The following is a 17,599-nucleotide window of genomic DNA, read 5'->3' as shown; positions in this document are numbered from 1 at the left end:
CTTAATTTTTTTGTCTTACTGTTCTTTGCTCAATTCTTTTCTCGTAATTGGTTCCTTCAAAAATTCTTTGGACAAAAATTCCAGGAATATGAATATGATTAGGATCTAATGTACCAACCTCTACCAATTCTTCCACTTCAACAACTGTTATTGTTGCTGCTCCACACATATTTGGATTAAAATTTCTTGAAGTTCCTTTAAAAACTAAATTCCCTGCAGCATCTCCTTTCCAAGCTTTTACAAATGCAAAATCTGCTTTAAAAGCAGGTTCTAAAACATACATTTTACCATCAAATTCTCTAGTTTCTTTACCTTCTGCTACTTCTGTACCAAAACCTGCAGGTGTGTAAAATGCAGGGAAACCAGCTTGAGCAGCTCTACATTTTTCAGCTAAAGTTCCTTGTGGTGTTAATTCAACTTCTAATTCTCCAGATAACATTTGGCGTTCAAATTCATCATTTTCACCTACGTAAGAAGAAATCATTTTTTTAATTTGTTTATTTTGTAACAATAAACCTAAACCAAAATCATCTACTCCTGCATTATTAGAAATACAAGTAACTTCTCTTACATCTAAATTTACCAATTCTGAAATGGCATTTTCAGGAATTCCACAAAGCCCAAAACCACCTAACATTAAAGTCATGCCATCTTTTACGCCTTTTAAAGCTTCTTGAACATTACTTACTTTTTTGTTTATCATTCTTTTAAGTTTTAATGAATTTTAAATAATTACAATTTAAAAATCTGTATCTCCTTCAGGAATTGTATTTATATTTTCGTCTTCTTCTTTATTACAATTAATGTTGATACTCAATTCTTCTGGCTTCTCAAATTCTTCCTTTGAAATATTTAAAGATTTATCTGCATAACATTTTTGCATAAATATAGCCCAAGTTGGTAAAGCCATGGTTGCACCTTGACCCTTTGTAATTCCAGCAAAATGAGTAGCTCTATCTTCTCCACCTGTCCAAACTCCAGTTGCTAAATTTGGCACTATTCCCATAAACCAACCATCAGATTGATTTTGTGTTGTTCCTGTTTTACCAGCAATTGCATTTTTAAATCCATAAGGGAAACCAGTTACTGCTTTACCTCCTGAAGACCAAGTAGATCTTAAACGAACTCCAGAACCAGATTGCGTAACACCTTCTAATAAATTTAATATTACATATGCAGATTCCTCACTAAGTACCTCTTGTGTTTCTGGCACAAAGTCTTTTAAAACAGTTCCGTTTTTATCTTCAATTCTAGTAATAATCATAGGTTTTACTCGTAAACCTCTGTTTGCAAAAGTTGAGTAAGCACTTACCATTTCTAGCAATGACAAATCTACAGCACCTAAAGCTATTGATGGATTTGCTTGAATATCTGTTTCTATACCAGATGCTTTTGCTAATCTTACTACATTTTCTGGTGCTACTTTATCTATTAAATTAGCAGATATTGTATTTACAGAACCTGCTAAACCATCTTTTAAAGTAAGCATACCTCCATAATTTTCTGTAGCATTATCTGGTGTCCAAGCTTCAGGAATTCCATACTTTCCTTTTGGAATGGTATAACGAATATTTGGTAACTCATCACAAGGAGACATCCTTAATTGGTTTATAGCAGTTGCATAAACAAATGGTTTAAAGGTAGAACCTACTTGTCTTTTTTGTTGAGCTACAGCATCGTACTTAAAAAATTTATTATTGATCCCACCAACCCAAGCTTTTATGTGACCAGTTTGTGGTTCTATAGATAATAGCCCTGAACGCAAAAAGTGTTTGTAATATTTAATGGAGTCATTTGGAGACATGACAGTGTCTTTAACACCTTTCCAAGAAAAGACTTTCATTTTCGTTTTTGTATTAAAAATTTCGTCAATCTCTTTCTTAGGTTTCCCTGCTGCAATTAGCCTTTTGTATCTGTTAGAGTTTTTCTTTGCTCTCTCATAAATACCTCTAATTTGACTTTTTTCTAAATCATAAAAAGGTGCTGTTCTGTTTCTAGCCTGTTCTTTAAAAAAGTACGATTGTAAATTAGCCATATGTTCTTGCACAGCTTCTTCTGCATACATTTGCATCCTAGAATCTATAGTTACATAAATTTTTAATCCGTCTCTAAAAATATCATATTCTTCTCCATTTGGTTTTGGATTATTTCTAACCCAAGTACGCATTACTTTTTGCAAATGTGCTCTAAAATAAGTAGCATACCCTTCATCATGGCTTTCTGGAGTATAATTTAATTCTAAAGGTAATTGTTGTAGGTTTTTCTTTTCAGTTTCTGTAATAAAACCATTTTTTGTCATTTGCAATAAAACAACATTTCTTCTTTGTTTTACTAATGCTTCTCTTCTTAATGGATTGAAATATGAAGAGTTCTTAAGCATACCAACCAACATTGCAGATTCTTGAATTTCTAATTCTTTTGGTTCTTTTCCAAAGTAAATTCTAGCAGCAGAACGTATACCAACAGCTTGATTCAAGAAATCGTACTTGTTTAAATACATTGCAATAATTTCTTGCTTGGTATATTGTTTTTCTAATTTGGTAGCCACAACCCATTCTTTCATTTTTTGCAATACCCTTTTAAAAATGTTGCTAGAGGCTCTACCCGTAAAAAGCATTTTTGCCAATTGTTGTGTAATGGTACTTGCACCTCCACTTCCTGGTTTTAAAACAGCTCTTGCTGTTCCTCTAAAATCGATTCCTGAATGATCGTAAAAACGCTCATCTTCTGTAGCTACTAATGCGTTTACCAAATTTTGAGGTAATTCATTAAAATGAACAGGAGTTCTATTTTCTGTTGCGTATTTACCAATGGTAACACCATCTGAAGAAATTACTTCAGTTGCTAGATTGGTTTGCGGGTTTTCTAATTCTTCAAAGGTTGGTAAAGCTCCAAAACCTCCTACAGAAGCCGTAAAAAACAAGCCAGCCAAAATTAAAACTCCTCCTAAAACGAGTGCCCAAAACCAAATGATAAACTTTTTATAGTTTGTTTTTTTCTCTGCCATTTTAATTATTTTTTTTCGATACTGAAACCAATATCTTGTATACCTTCTAAATTTGAAATTGGATTTACTTGTCCGTTTTTTCGCATCGCATGTCGAATATTAAATTGATATTCTCCAGAGGCTGCAAATTTTAATTGTTCTTTATAAAAGAGTTTATTTTCTATAACATTTGCAAAACCATCTCCTAAAAACCTTCCCTTAGCATCAGTCATTGCATACTGTAAAGTATCTATAATTTTGTCTCCATTTGGAGCTTTTAACTCAGTAATAACATATAAATTACTAAATGGGTAATTGTTGTTATTTCTGATATTGATAAACAAATTTTTTGGTTGAATAGTATCTGTCACATCAAAATTAAATGAGATTTTCTCATGAGATTTCCAACCACTATTTTGTAATGTATTGTATTCTGTGAACTCAATATTAGAGTTACAACTATACAAACCAGCAATTAGAAATAAAATAAAGAATTTATGAGTTTTCTTTAGCACTATTCCCATTTTGATTTTTGTTGTTTTTTCTATTTCTATTATTTCTTCTAGGTTTATTTGGCTTAGAACCTTCAGCTTTAGGCTGATTTTGGTTTGGGTTAGTTCTAGGCTTTCTTTTTTGTTGATTATTTTTATTTTGATTCGAAGTTTTTGCAACAGTTGCAGCAACAGGTTTTTTCTTTCTTTTGTTCCTGTTATTTCTTCTTCTTTTACTAGGTTTAGGCGCATCAAAACGTGTTAAACTATCTTGGCCTGCAGCATCTTCAAAACTTACTTTTTCAACAATTTCTACATCAGATTCATATTCTTCTAAAGAAATAGATTTCTCATTATTTTTATTTAATTCTATAATTTCTTGAACCTGATCTAGTGTTAAACGAAACCATTTAAAACGTTCTTCTTTATAGGTATACCATAGATATTTCTTAAAAATATCCATCTTAACAAAGACAGCATCACCTTTTTCTGTTCTTAAAACAAGGTCTTGTTTTGGAAAAGATTTTAATGCGTCTAAATAGGTATCTAACTCAAAATTTAAACAACACTTTAATTTTCCACACTGACCTGCTAATTTTAAAGGATTTAGTGATAGTTGTTGATAACGTGCTGCAGAAGTAGTTACTTTTCTAAAATCTGTTAACCAAGTAGAACAACATAATTCTCTTCCACAAGAACCAACTCCACCTAATCTTGCAGCTTCTTGTCTTGCACCTACTTGTTTCATTTCTACTCGAATAGAAAAAGCACTTGCTAAATCTCTAATTAATTGTCTAAAATCTACTCTAGCATCTGCTGTGTAGTAAAAAGTTGCCTTATTTCCATCTCCTTGATATTCTACATCAGAGAGTTTCATTTGTAAACCAAGCTTTCCTAAAATTTCTCTACCTCTTCTTTGTGTTTCTTCTTCTTTGGCTCTAGCAGCTTGCCAAACATCTATATCTCTTTGAGTAGCTTTTCTATATATTTTCTTAACATCTTCATGATCTTCAGTAATTTTGCGCTTTTTCATTTGCACTTTTACCAATTCACCTGCTAAAGAAATTGTACCTATATCATGACCTGGAGAACCCTCTACTGCAATAATATCGCCCATAGTTAAGGGTAGATTATCTACATTTTTATAAAAATGTTTTCTTCCGTTTTTAAATCTTACTTCAAAAATATTATAACGCTCTTGCCCACTTGGTAATTTCATATTTGAAAGCCAATCAAAAACAGCTAACTTTTCACTTCCACTTCCACAAGAACCAGATCCACAATTTCCATTACTTTTACAACCTCTAGGTACCCCATTTTCTGTTGTACCACAACTTCCACATGCCATGTAAAATATATATTTTTATCCGTTTTTAGCTTTTACTAATGCTACTTAGTAAATAAGGGCCTTAATAACAGGCTAATTTGCTAGAAAACGTATGATTCATAATTTGATAATCAGGCTTATACAATGTTTGCACCCAATCTTCTCTATTTCGTAAATATACGTATTCTTAAAGAATGAAAAAATAGCTTTTTTAAGATAAATCTTCTTTAGATTTCTTTAATTATACATCTAAATTACAGCATTTATTTTCTTATTAAATACTCAAATTAGAATTCGTAGTAAACCAATTAGAATTTGCTTATGTACATAAAAAAAGACCTCATATGAGGTCTTTTTTGCTATATTATTAAAGAAATTAGTTCTTGTATTTTAGAACCTCACTTCTACCTTTCTTGAAAATTTTATTACTATTCCCTTTACCTTTTCTTAATTCTTTTTGCTTTTCATAAGGCAATTGAATTATTTCTTGACAATCTGTTGAACAGGTGTTCTCCATCTTTTCAGAACATTCATCACATTGAATAAATAACAAATGACAAGCTTCGTTAGCACAGTTTGTATGCGTGTCACAAGGTTTTCCACATTGATGACAGTTAGAAATTACATCATCTGTAATTTTCTCTGCTCTTCTATGATCGAACACAAAATTTTTACCAATAAATTTATTTTCTATATTCTCTTCTTTTACCTGACGTGTATATTCTATGATACCACCTTCCAATTGAAAGACATTTTTAAAACCTTTATGCTTGTAATAGGCAGATGCTTTTTCGCAACGAATACCACCTGTACAATACATTAATAAGTTTTTGTTTTCTTTATTGTCTTTTAAATCTTCTTCTATAATATCTAAAGAATCACGAAACGTATCTACATCTGGAGTAACAGCACCATCAAAATGCCCAATTTCACTTTCATAATGATTACGCATATCTACACAAACAGTATCTGGGTTTGCGAGCATTTCATTAAACTCCTTCGCATTTAAATGCACACCTTTGTTTGTAACATCAAAGGTTTCGTCATTTAAACCATCTGCAACAATTTTGTTTCTAACTTTAACTTTTAGTTTTAAAAACGATTTATTGTCTTGTTCTACAGCTACATTTAAACGAATATCTTTTAAAAAGCTAATGCTATCTAATTGATCTTTTAATGCATAAAAATTTTCTGATGGTACAGAAAGTTGAGCATTAATACCTTCGAAAGAAACATAAATTCTACCCAGAACATCTAAAGCATTCCATTCTAGAAATAACTTATCTCTTAAAATTTGTGGGTTTTTAATTTGATGGTATTGATAAAAAGAAATGGTAAGTCTGTCTTTACCAGCTTTATCAATTAATTCTGCGCGTTCTTTTGCGCTTAACTTATTGTACAGTTGCATGCTATACCTTTTTTAAGCTGAACTTTATTCAGTTTTTGTTCGTAAAATAATTCTTGGCAAAACTACAATTATTTTAGGAATTGACTATAATTTGTTTAACCTTAAAATGATCTAAAAACAATACAATTCTAAAAATGATTAGCCCAGATTGAAGCATTTGTTTAAGCTCTTTTTGCTTTTTCTGCAAAAAAGCGAGTGCTGAAAGCTGGAAATAGCTTCAAAATTAAATTTTAGTACATCTTGTTAAAATTTAAACAACTGGAAATATATTGGTAAATATTTATTAAAATAATGGTCATCATTTATTTAGTTCTCATCTTTGTAAAGAATTTAGAATCAAAATTTAATATAATGAAAGTAGCAGTAGTTGGTGCAACTGGTATGGTTGGCACAGTGATGTTAAAAGTTTTAGAAGAACGCAATTTACCAATAACAGAATTTATTCCTGTAGCTTCTGCAAGATCTGCAGGTAAAAAGTTAAGTTACAAAGGCAAAGATTTTACAATAGTAACCTTAGAGGATGCTGTAAACTTAAAACCAGATATTGCCTTATTTTCTGCAGGTGGAGATACTTCTTTAGAATGGGCTCCAAAATTTGCTGAAGTAGGTACAACAGTTATTGATAACTCTTCTGCTTGGAGAATGGATGTTGATAAAAAATTGGTAGTTCCAGAAATTAATGGTGATGTTTTAACTGCTGATGATAAAATTATAGCAAACCCAAACTGTTCTACAATTCAGTTAGTAATGGCTTTAGCCCCTTTACACGAAAAATATACAATGAAACGTTTGGTGGTTTCTACCTATCAATCTGTTTCTGGAACAGGAGTAAAAGCTGTACAACAATTAGATAATGAAGAAGCTGGAGTTGATGGAGAAATGGCTTATCCACATAAAATTGGTAGAAACGCTTTACCTCATTGTGATATTTTCTTAGAAAATGGTTACACCAAAGAGGAAATGAAATTGGTAAACGAGCCAAAGAAAATTTTAAGAGATGATTCTTTTTCAGTTACTGCAACAGCTGTTCGTATTCCAACTGCTGGTGGGCACTCAGAGGCTGTAAATGTGCAATTTGAAAATGATTTTGATTTGGCAGAAGTTCGTCAATTATTAAATGATTTTCCTGGAGTTATTGTGCAAGATGATTTGGACAACAATGTATACCCAATGCCAATAAAAGCTCATGATAAAGATGAAGTATTTGTTGGTCGAATTAGAAGAGATGAATCTCAAGAAAATACCTTAAATTTGTGGATAGTTGCAGATAACTTAAGAAAAGGTGCTGCAACCAACACAGTTCAAATAGCTGAATATTTAATTGCAAATAATTTAGTTTAAACACATTTATGGCAGATTTTCACAAAGTAAACATACAAGAAGTTAAACAAGAAACCGCAAACGCGGTTTCTGTTTTATTTGATATACCTGAACAATTAAAACAAGATTTTAATTTTGTTGCTGGGCAATACATAACACTACAAACTAAAATAAATGGAGAAGAAGTAAGAAGAGCTTACTCCATTTGTTCTACTCCTAAGAGTGGTGAAATTAGAGTAGCAATAAAAGCTGTAGAAAATGGCACATTTTCTAAATATGCAACCTCTGATCTAAAAGCTGGAGATGAGATAGAAATTTCTGCTCCTGAAGGTAGGTTTGAATTGCAACCAGAAGCAAATAAAAACTATATAGCTTTTGCTGCTGGTTCAGGAGTTACACCAATTCTTTCTATGGTAAAGTCTGTTTTAGAAAATGAACCTACTTCTAAATTTACTTTGGTTTATGGTAATAAAACTGAAGCAGACACTATTTTTTATGATGAATTAAATTCTTTAAAGGAAGAGTATGGAACTCAATTCAAATTACATTATATCTTTAGTCGAGAAGAAGTAAAAAACCAATTGAGAGGAAGAATTGATAAAAGTGTAACCAACTACTTTGTAAAAAACATGTACAAAGAAACCACTTTTGATGCTGCCTATTTATGTGGGCCAGAAGAAATGATAAATGAGGTTACTAACACCTTAAAAAGCAACTACTTTACTAAAGAAAATATTCATTTTGAATTATTTACAGTATCTGTAGATGAAGAAGCTGTAGCAGAAGTACAAGATGGTACTACTAAAATTACAATTTTGTTAGATGATGAGGAAACCACATTTAACATGCAACAAACAGATGATATTTTAGCAGCCACTTTACGTAATGATTTAGATCCTCCTTACTCTTGTCAAGGTGGAGTTTGCAGCTCTTGTTTAGCAAAAGTAACTGAAGGTAAAGCTGTTATGGTTAAAAACTCAATTTTAACTGATGGTGAAATAGAAGAAGGTTTTATTTTAACATGCCAAGCTCACCCAACAACAGCAACTATTTCTATTGATTTTGATGACATTTAAAATCCTTATTTTTGTAAAATATGGATATTTACGACTTTAAAAACGCTTTACTTATTGGCTTTTTTATGGCTTTTATGATTGGGCCTGTATTTTTTATGTTAATACAAACCAGTATTTTAAAAGGAGCTAGAGCTGCTATTGCCTTTGATTTAGGAGTAATTTTAGGTGATATCTGTTTTATTCTAATTGGTTATTATGGAAGTAGATCTTTATTAGAAAAAATTAAAGACGACCCAAGATTATTTTTTATTGGAGGTTTAGTACTTATCATTTATGGTTTAATTACCTATTTTGATAGAGAAAATAAAAAACAAGCTTTAGAATCTGCAAAATCTATAGAAGTACCTATTGTAGAAAACAATTACCTTAAACTTTTTGTAAAAGGGTTTTTCTTAAACTTTATTAATATAGGTGTTTTGGCTTTTTGGTTAGGAACAGTATTGGTAATTGGACCTGCACTAAAGATGAATCAAAATGCTATATTTTGGTATTTTGCGACTATCATTTTAGGATATTTTGTAACAGACTTGTTTAAAATATTACTAGCTAAACAATTAAAAAGTAAAATGACACCAGCTGTTATTTATAAAGTGAAACGTATAATGGGAATTATTCTTATTGTTTGTGGAATTTACTTAATGCTGATGGGCTTTATTCCTAAAGAAAAAATAAACGAATTTCTGAACTAATAATTAGTTTTTAGATATAAAAAAAGTGAAGCTAAATAGCTTCACTTTTTTTATGTTTTTTACTTATTCTAAAACTTACTTTTCAGGATAAGTATTATTGTCTAATTTAACATCAGCCATTAATCCGCTTTTATCTATTGTAACAGATTTAACAGACTTAGCAACATTAAAAGAATATGTTGGTATAGCCCAAGCCCAATCTTGTAACACAGTTGCATTAGTTGGCTTAACTCCTCTCATTATTCTTAATGGAATATTAAAACTTTCTGTTGTACCATCTGCATATTCTACATCAACATCTATAGGCATTGGCATTTTACCAATTCTTTCTAAAGTAATGGTTTTATCATCAACAGATTTTACTCCATAATCTATAGTGTGTGTAGTCTGTGTCCACTCATTTAAATACCAATCTAAATGTATACCAGAAACTTTTTCCATAGAGCGTTTAATATCATTTGGAGTTGGATGTTTAAAGCTAAATTCATTAAAGTATTTTTTTAAACCTTTAGCAACATTTTCTGAACCAATTACATATTCTAGTTGAGATAAAAAGATGTTTCCTTTAGAGTAGCTTGCAGTACTATAAGCCCAGTTTGTATGATATCTATCTGCATGCGTAGAAAGTGATTCTTCATAGCCTCTATCTACAATTGTTCTATATCCTCTATAAGAACCTGTATGTGGATTCTCTTTGTTTTCATTTAATATTTGATTCTCGGCTTTATTAGAAATGTAACTTGTAAAACCTTCATCCATCCAAGGATGTAAACTTTCGTTAGAAGCTAATAAAAACTGAAACCAAGTATGAGCCATTTCATGAGCAGTAACTCCAAATAAACTACCATATTTACGTTTACCTGTAATTAATGTAGCCATTGCATACTCCATACCTCCATCTCCACCTTGAATAACAGAGTATTGCTTGTAAGGATATTTACCCACATTTTCTGAAAAATAAGCCATTAACTCAGCAGTTTGTGGCTGTAACTTTTTCCAGTTTTGTAAATATTCTCCATCTAAAGTTTTCTTGTAAAAAAAGTGTAAAGTTGGTCCAGAAGGCATTTTTAATATATCATGATTATAGTCAGGATCTGCAGCCCACATAAAATCGTGCACATTTGGTGCTTTAAAATGCCATGTTAATTTATCACCTTCAGGTAAATTTAACGGTTGATTTCTATCTGCATAATTATGCCCAACTTCTTGCGGATTTTGCAAGTAACCTGTACCACCAACTACATAACTTTTGTCTATATGTAAAGTAACATCAAAGTCTCCCCAAACTCCATGAAATTCACGAGCAATGTATGGAGGTGTATGCCATCCTTGAAAATCATATTCAGCCATTTTTGGATACCATTGAGCCATAGAAAGCGCAACATCTTCTTTACTATTTCTTCCTGAACGTCTAATTTGCACAGGTACTTGAGCATCAAAAAGCATATCAAACGTTACAGTTTCACCAGCTTTAATTGGCTTTTGTAATTGTACTTCTAATATAGTACCAACTGTTTCATAAGTTACAGCTGCACCATCTTGTTTTAAAGAATTTACCTTTATATAACCAATTTCATTTGGTTTTAATTTACTAATTCTATCTCTTACTCTTCTGTCTGGATCTGCAATATTTAATGAACGAACATCCATTTGCGAACCAGGTTGAAATGCATTAAAATATAAATGATAAAATACACGATCTAAATCATCTGGAGAATTATTGGTGTAAACTAACTTCTGTGTTCCTTTATATTGATAGTTGTTTACATCCATATCAATATCCATAGTATAATCTACTTGTTGTTGCCAATAACCATTAGCATTTGAAGACATTTTGTTCTTAGAGTTTTCTGAGTACTGAACATCTTTAGTTTTTGCACAGGCAACAATAAAACCTACAGATACTAGTAGAAGTAATAATTTTCTCATATAAATTGATTTTTTTAAGTGATTATAAAAGTATAAAAATAGCAACAATCTTTAATTGTTTGATTCTATTATTTTTTGTTAGACATATAATCTGCCAATTGTAAAGCATTATACGCATTTACAATTCTGCCTGAAACTGAAAGTTCAGAAAAAGGAATTAATTCTCCTTCTGGATTATCTTCTGATTGTGAACCTGGTTTAATAACCTCGAAGTTTATTTTTACCCCAGAATTCATTAATATTTCTTTTACTTCTTTTGCTTTTAAGTTTGGATAATATCCTCTAATTAAAGCTGCAACTCCTGCTGTTGATGGTGCAGCCATAGATGTACCACTTAAAGCCTCATATTTATCATTAGGAACTGGAGCGTAAATATCCACACCTGGCGCAAAAACGTCTACATTAATTTTACCATAATTAGAAAAACTTGCTGGTAAGTTTTTGTCATAAGACAAGCTACTTGCACCAATAGTAATTACATTATCTGCAAACTCGGTAATCATATCTTTAGAGTCTGTTGGATAAGATGCTCTACTATCTATATTTTTACCATCATTACCTGCTGCATTTACTATTAAAACATCGTTTTCTGCTGCATATTTAATAGCATCAAATACCCAATTTTTGTTTGGCGAAAAACGTTTACCAAAACTTGTGTTTATGATTTTTGCTCCATTATCTACTGCATATCTAATACCTAAAGCTACATCTTTATCATGTTCATCTCCATCAGGTACAATTCTTACAGTCATAATTTTTACATTATTTGCAACACCAATTGCACCAATATTATTGGTTCTATTAGCAGCAACAATACCTGCTACATGTGTACCATGCTTTGCTGCTTCTGCTGTACCTAACACATTATTATTACCATAGATTTTATCTGTAATATCATATAAATCATCTCCCAGAGATTGGCGAAAATTCATTTCTAAATCATAACCTTTCATCGCTTTTTTTATTTCTGTAAGATATTCTACAACTTTTTCATGTTCTTCATTTAGTATATCTTCATTCATTCCTTGCTTAAGAATGTTAGCTACATTTTTAACTTTTACAAGTGTTTGTAAATTGGGTGCATTTAAACTATTTACTAATTCTAGCGTTAAAGCTTTTTGTTTAGCTAATTCTTTTACTACCTTAAAATCTTGTTGAATTAGCCCTAAAGTAATAAGGTAATCTTCCATTTTACTAATCTCTGCCTCTTTTTCTAAAATTGTGGCATCATATTCTTTTACTAGTTTTAAGTATGAATCATATTCTTTTTTATCTTCTACAGAAAGATTAGCAACATCAACCATAGCAAATTTAGATTTACCTTGTTTTACTAATCTTGTAATTTCTAGCTGATCTATGGTAACAACTTCTCCTTCTTTATTTCCAAGAAAGTTCCATCCAAAGACATCATCTTCAAAACCATTTTTATCGTCATCAATATTGTTGTTATCAATTTCTGAAGGATTAATCCAAAGCACATCTTTTAAATCTTCATGTTTTACATCTACTCCAGAGTCTGCAATTGCAACAATAACTTCTTTACCTTTTTTACCTTCTAAAAATTGGTAGGCTTTAGACAAACTCATACCTGCAATAGAATCTTGAGTAATATCTAAATGAGACCATTTTTGAAATTCATTTTCTGGTAAGTCCGTTTTTTTTGCTGGTGTTGTATTTACAGCATTAAAATTTGGCTGTACAACAACATTTTGCGTTGTTTTACATCCTAAAAAACCAAGTGCGATTGCAGCACTTAAAAAATACCCCCTGACATTTCTCATTTCTGTATAATTTTAACTAAATATTTCTGAAAACTTGTGTGTAGTGTTTAATCTTACTCCTTTTTCTGTATGTTTTACAGTACAGATTTCATTGTGTGCATCGTGTTCTAAAAACAGATAAAAATTTTCATCTGCTGCTAAATTTAGAAAGTCTGCTTTTTCTTTTATGGTAAGTAATGGTCTAGTATCATAACCCATAACATAAGGTAAAGGTATGTGCCCAATTGTTGGTAACAAATCTGCCATAAAAACAAGGGTTTTTCCTTGATATTCTATTTTAGGAAGCATTTGTTTTTCTGTGTGACCATCCATAAATAAAACATCAAAACCAATTTGTTCTTGATAATTGCTATGTATAAATTCTAGTTGACCACTTTCTTTTATTGGGTTGATATTCTCTTTTAAAAAGGATGCTTTTTCTCTTGGGTTTGGTTCTGTAGCCCAAGACCAGTGGTTATCATTAGACCAAACTTTGGCATTTTTAAAAGCAGGTATTAGTAAACCTTCTTTGTTTCTTTCAATTACACCTCCACAATGATCGAAATGCAAATGAGTTAAAAAGATATCTGTAATGTCATCTCTATGGAATCCTAAGTATTTAAGAGAGGTATCTAACGAAAAATCACCAAATAAAAAATAGTATCCAAAAAATTTATCTGACTGCTTATTTCCTAATCCTGTATCTACTAAAATCAATCGATCTTCATCTTCAATAAGCAAGCAACGCATACTCATATCTATTAAATTATTAGCATCTGCAGGATTTGTTTTTTGCCAAATAGTTTTTGGTACAACACCAAACATTGCACCTCCATCTAACTTAAAATTTCCTGTTTCTATTGGGTAAATCTTCATCTTCTCTATAACTTTAGATTGTTACAAAGATGTTAAAAAAAAGATTGTTAATCGTTAAGAAAATTCTAAAGATTTTTATTCGTAAAGCCTAAATGATGAACTATAATTTTTGAAAATAATTGTCTAAATAGATTAGCCTTTCTTTTAGCCAATTTTCTAAATGCTGATAATGTTCTTGATTCGGTTTTTCATTAAGCTTGTTTTGCCAAACTAAAAATTCACGCTCGTAAACTTTTTCTTTTGTGAATTTAGCAAATAGCTGATTTATTCTTTGAAATAGTTTTTCGTTACTAAACTCTTTTGTTCTTAATAACTGCCAACGATTTTTTAATTTCTCTTTATAATTATTTGGGTTTTCATTTAGTAATCTTTTAAAAAGACCATTTTCTAATACAATTTTACTAGTAAAATATTGTTCTTTACCATCTTGAATTACGCCCCAAACTCCATCTAAATCCCAAGGAACAAAAAAATATGGTTCGTTTTCATCATATTTTGCTAAATAATAATTCTTACCCATATTATCTGTAGCACCTAGTAAATTCATGAATATATAATAGTCTATGGCATTCGAAACTTCAATTTTATTTTCAATTTCGTTTAGAAATTTTGCTGAAGATTCGTTAATTACTAATTCTGAAAAAACTGCAAGATTAGCCCAATAATATTCATCATTAATAACAGGATATTTAATTTCCCAACCATTCCATTTTGAGTCGATGTAAATGGGTTTTTCACTTATTTTCTTAAAACTTGGGCCTCCTTTATATGAATCAGCCTTAAATAATTCTCCTCGAATTTTAGATGCTTTGTTTTTTTTAATCTTTAATTGTTTTCGATCTACAGATTCTGACAATTGATAAATACCATAATATTCGTTGTTTCTAAAAACCTCTACATATCTCGTATCAAAGCCACTTTTTGCTTTTGGTTCTTTTTGGCTGTAATAAGGCTCGTGAATAGTATTCCACAGTTGTGCAGCTACAGTAGACCTAATTCGTAAAGGTTCATTAAACATTGCATCTAGAATCCAATCATCGTCTGAACGTAGTCCTGTAAATTGAACATCTCTATTTTTAGCACCTAAGCTATCTTTCCAAAACTCTAAATCAAATGATTTTTTACTAAAAGTTAACGATAAATTGCCTCTAAATCGAATTCCAATATTAGATTTTATTGCAAGTTCATTATCAAAATACGTGAAACTACCTGTAATCTTGTTTTTACTATTAACCTTTGTTTCATTAAAAGCTAATTGAACTATTGGTAATTTGGTTATATAAAGTTTGTATTCTGTTTTATTTCGATGAATTACTGAAAAAACATCTTCATAAGTTAATTCTAAATCTTTAGCTTTTTTAAAATCTAAATCTTTTCGGAATTGAATATTAGTATTCACTTTAATACCACCTAGATTAGAAACATGCCATAAAATCATTTTATTTTTTTCATCTACAAAGAAGCTATTTACATCAGCTTTTATGGTTTGTGAAAAACCACTTTGATATAGAAAAGTACTCGTAATAAAAATAAGAAAGGCTAATAATCGATTCATAGAAAACACCAATGGTTGAATGCTAATTTAAGTCATATTAATTAATTAGCCACAATTCTACCTTTACAAGAAAAAAGTGAATAAGTAATTATATAAAAAACAAAAAACTCTAAGATAAAAAATCTCAGAGTTTTTTAGAGGTGTCTAGCGGATTCGAACCGCTGTACATGGTTTTGCAAACCATTGCCTAGCCACTCGGCCAAGACACCTTTTTATAATTGGATTGCAAATTTACGGAATTTTACAAAGCTTGCAAGTATTTTTTACTTTTTGATTTTCCAAGGAGGATTAATTCTATTCTCTCCAGCAAAATATAAAATCAATTGATTACCATCCAAGTCTTTTAAACGAGCCTCTCTCCATAACCACGATTTATCGTTTGGTAATTCATCAAAAATAATACCTTGACTAATCAAATTCGATACTTTATCATTTAAATTTTCGCATTCAAAATATATAGAAGTCTCTGGGTTTTGAGATAATTGTTCTACTTTATGAATTGAGAATGTTGTATTACCATTAGGACAAAGAAATCTTGCATAATTAGGCAAAGCATCTACAATTAAATGGAGCCCCAAAGTTTTATAAAAAATAACTGCTTTTTCTAAATCTAAAGAAGGAATGGTAATTTGATTTAGATTCATAAGAATTATCTTTTTTTAGATAAAATAATTACTACTTCTTCAACATTACCACCAATTGGAGGGTTTATTTTAGAAACAGCAACTGTTGCCTTTTTAAGCATTCTTATTTCTTTAAAAAAACGATCTAAAATTCTCTGTGCAACTTCTTCTAATAATTTAGATCTAATTAGCATTTCTTCTTTTACTATATGATTTAAATGAACGTAATCTACAGTATCACTCAATTCATCTGTTTTTGCAGATTTTTTGAGATTCGCTTTAACCTCAACATCCACCCTATACCAAGACCCAATTTTAGCTTCTTCATCTAAACAACCATGAAAAGCATAAAGCTTAATATTATTTACTTTTATTATTCCCATTTAAGATTCTTTAGGTGAAGTTTCTATTTTTTCCCACATTTTATCTGTGTTCAACCTAAATGAACCTAAATACTCAAAACTACATTGCTCTGGAGCTATGATAGACAAGAAAGGCTCGTTGTTTTTGTTATTATACAAGTGATAATTTTCTCCAAAAATAGGTTCAAAGCTAAACTTTGCATTATAAATTAAATCATTGTATTGAAACTTTTGCATTAAAGTTTCGTACTCTTTTTTAACCTCGTCGAACTTAGATTTTAATTGTTTGTTTACTCGCTGAATACCATCATTCTTCCAACTAGCCGTATTTAAAGGCTTAATAACAGGCGAACTTGCTGAGGTACCATAAGGTTTTAAGGCAGCATCATACTGTTGAGTTTCTTCATTAAAAACTACTAAATCTGGCTTCTTACTTTCTTTCTTCATAAAATATAAACATTACATTTTATACTGCATTATTTACTTCAATCCAATATCCATTTGGGTCTTGAAAATAGATTTGTAAAACACCATCATTTCTTACATAATCTTTTTTAACTGAGCCAATCCAATCTGAAAATTGAATATTTAAACTCTCTAAATGCTCTGAAAAAGAAACTAAGTTCTCTGTTGATATTGCAAAGTGCACAGCCTTATTTGTTACTACTTTTAATTTAGGCCTAGGTATTAAATGTAACTGAATTTTATCATCTATTAACAACCATCTCGTTTTAGAAGTAGAAGCTGTATTTTCAATTTCTTTAAATCCAAATACATCTTGGTAAAAAGAAATAGATTCATTTACATCTAAAACTGATATTGCAATATGATCAAAAGAAAAACTACGCATTTTTAAATTATTTTCAAGATTACAAAAATACGATAAAAATCAATGGATTAGAAGGGTTTAGCTTGTGAAAAAGTCAAAAACATTACTAATAGCACTTGTTTTGGTTTTGTAAAATTCAGTGTAGGTACATCTTTCACATGTGACACTTGTAAATTTCTGGTTTTGGATATCGAAAATTTTAGACAAAGTGCCTCCTGTAGCTCGCATTTGACCTAATTTGTAGGTTTTATTATTACATTTTGGACAGGTATAATTACTAATTTGATTACTCATAGTTTATGTGGTTTATTTTATTAGAGCATTAATTTACGATTTTGTTACAAATACTTAATAGCAGAAAAGTATTT

The 17,599-nt window shown here is 30.4% G+C and carries 17 protein-coding genes and 1 tRNA gene; 3 read left to right on the top strand and 15 right to left on the bottom strand.

Annotated features, from left to right (window positions below; genetic code table 11):
- Nucleotide 1: 1 nt before the first annotated feature.
- The 5 genes from LPB302_RS10955 to trhO all read right to left on the bottom strand — a co-directional run bounded on the left by LPB302_RS10955 (nt 2) and on the right by trhO (nt 6,212).
- Nucleotides 2-703, bottom strand: coding sequence for a CoA transferase subunit A (locus LPB302_RS10955; protein WP_053973512.1), 702 nt, complete (start codon nt 701-703; stop codon nt 2-4).
- A 36-nt stretch (nt 704-739) separates the two neighbouring features.
- Nucleotides 740-3,007 carry a transglycosylase domain-containing protein gene (locus LPB302_RS10950; RefSeq protein WP_053973513.1) on the bottom strand — a complete coding sequence of 756 codons (2,268 nt, stop codon included), beginning with the start codon at nt 3,005-3,007 and terminating at the stop codon, nt 740-742.
- 5 nt (nt 3,008-3,012) lie between these two features.
- Complete coding sequence (locus LPB302_RS10945) at nt 3,013-3,510, bottom strand: gliding motility lipoprotein GldH (RefSeq protein WP_074613520.1); 498 nt, start codon at nt 3,508-3,510, stop codon at nt 3,013-3,015.
- Complete coding sequence (locus LPB302_RS10940) at nt 3,482-4,825, bottom strand: PSP1 domain-containing protein (protein ID WP_053973514.1); 1,344 nt, start codon at nt 4,823-4,825, stop codon at nt 3,482-3,484. The genes LPB302_RS10945 and LPB302_RS10940 overlap by 29 nt, the downstream gene beginning before the upstream one ends.
- Before the next feature lie 355 nt (nt 4,826-5,180).
- A complete protein-coding gene (gene trhO, locus LPB302_RS10935; RefSeq protein WP_053973515.1) occupies nt 5,181-6,212 on the bottom strand; it encodes an oxygen-dependent tRNA uridine(34) hydroxylase TrhO in 1,032 nt (343 codons plus the stop codon).
- A gap of 351 nt (nt 6,213-6,563) precedes the next feature.
- Between trhO and LPB302_RS10930 the strand changes: the two genes are divergently transcribed.
- Genes LPB302_RS10930 through LPB302_RS10920 form a run of 3 tightly spaced genes read left to right on the top strand, consistent with a single transcriptional unit; the run spans nt 6,564 to nt 9,297 of the window.
- A complete protein-coding gene (locus LPB302_RS10930; protein WP_053973516.1) occupies nt 6,564-7,553 on the top strand; it encodes an aspartate-semialdehyde dehydrogenase in 990 nt (329 codons plus the stop codon).
- 8 nt (nt 7,554-7,561) lie between these two features.
- A complete protein-coding gene (locus LPB302_RS10925) occupies nt 7,562-8,608 on the top strand; it encodes a ferredoxin--NADP reductase (RefSeq protein WP_053973517.1) in 1,047 nt (348 codons plus the stop codon).
- Between the two features lie 20 nt (nt 8,609-8,628).
- Nucleotides 8,629-9,297 (top strand): LysE family translocator, encoded by a 669-nt coding sequence (locus LPB302_RS10920; protein WP_053973518.1) that lies wholly within the window; start codon nt 8,629-8,631, stop codon nt 9,295-9,297.
- Nucleotides 9,298-9,372: 75 nt separating this feature from the next.
- Here the strand turns inward: LPB302_RS10920 and LPB302_RS10915 are convergent, their stop codons facing one another.
- From LPB302_RS10915 to LPB302_RS10870, 10 genes are all read right to left on the bottom strand, one after another.
- On the bottom strand, nt 9,373-11,226 hold the full coding sequence (locus tag LPB302_RS10915) for a M1 family metallopeptidase (RefSeq protein WP_053973519.1): 1,854 nt from the start codon (nt 11,224-11,226) through the stop codon (nt 9,373-9,375).
- Between the two features lie 68 nt (nt 11,227-11,294).
- Nucleotides 11,295-13,007, bottom strand: a complete 1,713-nt coding sequence (locus tag LPB302_RS10910) for a S8 family serine peptidase (RefSeq protein WP_053973520.1) — start codon at nt 13,005-13,007, stop codon at nt 11,295-11,297.
- 12 nt (nt 13,008-13,019) lie between these two features.
- Complete coding sequence (locus LPB302_RS10905; protein WP_053973521.1) at nt 13,020-13,862, bottom strand: MBL fold metallo-hydrolase; 843 nt, start codon at nt 13,860-13,862, stop codon at nt 13,020-13,022.
- Nucleotides 13,863-13,962: 100 nt separating this feature from the next.
- Nucleotides 13,963-15,417: a CotH kinase family protein gene (locus LPB302_RS10900; protein WP_053973522.1), complete on the bottom strand. Its 1,455-nt coding sequence runs from the start codon at nt 15,415-15,417 to the stop codon at nt 13,963-13,965.
- 138 nt (nt 15,418-15,555) lie between these two features.
- A tRNA-Cys gene (locus LPB302_RS10895) sits at nt 15,556-15,626 on the bottom strand.
- Between the two features lie 54 nt (nt 15,627-15,680).
- Complete coding sequence (locus LPB302_RS10890; protein ID WP_053973523.1) at nt 15,681-16,061, bottom strand: VOC family protein; 381 nt, start codon at nt 16,059-16,061, stop codon at nt 15,681-15,683.
- Between the two features lie 5 nt (nt 16,062-16,066).
- Nucleotides 16,067-16,423, bottom strand: a complete 357-nt coding sequence (folB, locus tag LPB302_RS10885; RefSeq protein WP_053973524.1) for a dihydroneopterin aldolase — start codon at nt 16,421-16,423, stop codon at nt 16,067-16,069.
- The gene (locus LPB302_RS10880) at nt 16,424-16,849 is read right to left on the bottom strand and encodes a DUF2452 domain-containing protein (protein ID WP_053973525.1); all 426 of its coding nucleotides are present in this window, start codon (nt 16,847-16,849) and stop codon (nt 16,424-16,426) included.
- Between the two features lie 19 nt (nt 16,850-16,868).
- Nucleotides 16,869-17,252, bottom strand: coding sequence for a VOC family protein (locus tag LPB302_RS10875; RefSeq protein ID WP_053973526.1), 384 nt, complete (start codon nt 17,250-17,252; stop codon nt 16,869-16,871).
- 57 nt (nt 17,253-17,309) lie between these two features.
- Nucleotides 17,310-17,525, bottom strand: coding sequence for a zinc ribbon domain-containing protein (locus LPB302_RS10870; protein ID WP_015481811.1), 216 nt, complete (start codon nt 17,523-17,525; stop codon nt 17,310-17,312).
- Nucleotides 17,526-17,599 lie beyond the last annotated feature (74 nt).

This window comes from Polaribacter dokdonensis, assembly GCF_024362345.1.
GTDB lineage: Bacteria > Bacteroidota > Bacteroidia > Flavobacteriales > Flavobacteriaceae > Polaribacter > Polaribacter dokdonensis.
This window is presented reverse-complemented; position numbering and strand designations above follow the sequence as displayed.

Coding starts and splice junctions, on each gene's coding strand:
- LPB302_RS10950 (WP_053973513.1), bottom strand. CDS start 3,007: ATGGCAGAGAAAAAAACAAACTATAAAAAGTTTATCATTTGGTTTTGG.
- trhO (WP_053973515.1), bottom strand. CDS start 6,212: ATGCAACTGTACAATAAGTTAAGCGCAAAAGAACGCGCAGAATTAATT.
- LPB302_RS10915 (WP_053973519.1), bottom strand. CDS start 11,226: ATGAGAAAATTATTACTTCTACTAGTATCTGTAGGTTTTATTGTTGCC.
- LPB302_RS10925 (WP_053973517.1), top strand. CDS start 7,562: ATGGCAGATTTTCACAAAGTAAACATACAAGAAGTTAAACAAGAAACC.
- LPB302_RS10875 (WP_053973526.1), bottom strand. CDS start 17,252: ATGCGTAGTTTTTCTTTTGATCATATTGCAATATCAGTTTTAGATGTA.
- LPB302_RS10955 (WP_053973512.1), bottom strand. CDS start 703: ATGATAAACAAAAAAGTAAGTAATGTTCAAGAAGCTTTAAAAGGCGTA.
- LPB302_RS10940 (WP_053973514.1), bottom strand. CDS start 4,825: ATGGCATGTGGAAGTTGTGGTACAACAGAAAATGGGGTACCTAGAGGT.
- folB (WP_053973524.1), bottom strand. CDS start 16,423: ATGGGAATAATAAAAGTAAATAATATTAAGCTTTATGCTTTTCATGGT.
- LPB302_RS10880 (WP_053973525.1), bottom strand. CDS start 16,849: ATGAAGAAAGAAAGTAAGAAGCCAGATTTAGTAGTTTTTAATGAAGAA.
- LPB302_RS10870 (WP_015481811.1), bottom strand. CDS start 17,525: ATGAGTAATCAAATTAGTAATTATACCTGTCCAAAATGTAATAATAAA.
- LPB302_RS10900 (WP_053973522.1), bottom strand. CDS start 15,417: ATGAATCGATTATTAGCCTTTCTTATTTTTATTACGAGTACTTTTCTA.
- LPB302_RS10905 (WP_053973521.1), bottom strand. CDS start 13,862: ATGAAGATTTACCCAATAGAAACAGGAAATTTTAAGTTAGATGGAGGT.
- LPB302_RS10945 (WP_074613520.1), bottom strand. CDS start 3,510: ATGGGAATAGTGCTAAAGAAAACTCATAAATTCTTTATTTTATTTCTA.
- LPB302_RS10920 (WP_053973518.1), top strand. CDS start 8,629: ATGGATATTTACGACTTTAAAAACGCTTTACTTATTGGCTTTTTTATG.
- LPB302_RS10910 (WP_053973520.1), bottom strand. CDS start 13,007: ATGAGAAATGTCAGGGGGTATTTTTTAAGTGCTGCAATCGCACTTGGT.
- LPB302_RS10930 (WP_053973516.1), top strand. CDS start 6,564: ATGAAAGTAGCAGTAGTTGGTGCAACTGGTATGGTTGGCACAGTGATG.
- LPB302_RS10890 (WP_053973523.1), bottom strand. CDS start 16,061: ATGAATCTAAATCAAATTACCATTCCTTCTTTAGATTTAGAAAAAGCA.